At 62.4% G+C, this 1,005-nt stretch carries 1 protein-coding gene; it reads right to left on the bottom strand.

Annotated elements, in window-relative coordinates; translation table 11 throughout:
* Positions 1 to 174: 174 nt before the first annotated feature.
* Positions 175 to 933, bottom strand: a complete 759-nt coding sequence (locus ACOZK9_RS17530) for a divergent polysaccharide deacetylase family protein (protein WP_421556264.1) — start codon at positions 931 to 933, stop codon at positions 175 to 177.
* Positions 934 to 1,005: the final 72 nt, after the last annotated feature.

Here is a 1,005-nt window from a genome sequence, read left to right as displayed (position 1 = left end):
GCCCTGGTCATCATCGCCCGCAAGCTGGCTCGCATCGCGTTTTCTCTCATGAAAAACCTGAGCGAATACCAGTCGAAAGCGGTTTTGGAGGCTTCCCCAAAACCATAGAATCTCCCACAGTTGACCGCGTTCGGTTTGCGATAACCACGAGGTGATTTGTCTTGGTGTCTTGATTTAGCGGTAAATACCGTTCTTGCCATGCGCGGCCATGGCTTGATTGCTGCGTACGCTGATCATCAACTTAATATCAATCCAGTCAACGCCTTGAGCCTTGAGTTTGGGTAACTCGCGCTCCAGCACCGCCAGGGTTTGTGGATAAGGGTGACCGATCATCACCGCCGAGCCCTGTTTGTGCGCGAGCTTGATCGCCGTCTGCAACTGGGTGGTAATCGCCGCCTCGGTGCGCTCGTCATCGAGAAATACATCCCGCGAGACATGCGCCAAGCCGATCTTCTGCGCCTCGGCGGCGGCCACGGTTTGTGCGCTGGTACGGCTGTCGACGAAGAATTTGTTACGCCGTTGCAACTCGCCCATCAACCAGGCCATGGCCGCTGGTTGCGCGGTCATGCGGCTGCCCATGTGGTTGTTGATGCCGGCGGCGTAGGGCACGGCGTTAAACGCGGCGTCCAGGCGTTTGCCGAGTTCTTCGATGGGCAGGTCGGGGTGCCAGGCGAACGGGCCGGTGGCGGGGTCCATGGGCATGTGCAAGATCACGATTTTGCCGGCCTTGTGCGCTTCGCGGGCGAATTCGGCGGCGTGGGGCGTGTCGGGCATGATCGCCGTGGTGACCGGCCCAGGCAAAGCCAGCACGCGACGATCCCGGGGCAGGTTTTGCCCCAGGTCATCGATGATCAGTGTCAGGTAGGCTTTGTGCGGCTCGCTCGCCGGGGGGGGGGGGGGGGCCCCCCCGGAGCGGGGCCCGCCAGCGGAGATGAGGGGCACCCCCCAATAAACCGGGGAGCGGGGTTGGGAGGGCGTTTATCCGGGGGGGCGGCGGGGGCCGTT

It is taken from the genome of Pseudomonas kitaguniensis (genome assembly GCF_049199985.1).
Lineage (GTDB): Bacteria > Pseudomonadota > Gammaproteobacteria > Pseudomonadales > Pseudomonadaceae > Aquipseudomonas > Aquipseudomonas kitaguniensis.
The sequence above is the reverse complement of the archived record's forward strand: the minus strand, read 5'-3'. Positions and strand labels throughout refer to the sequence as shown.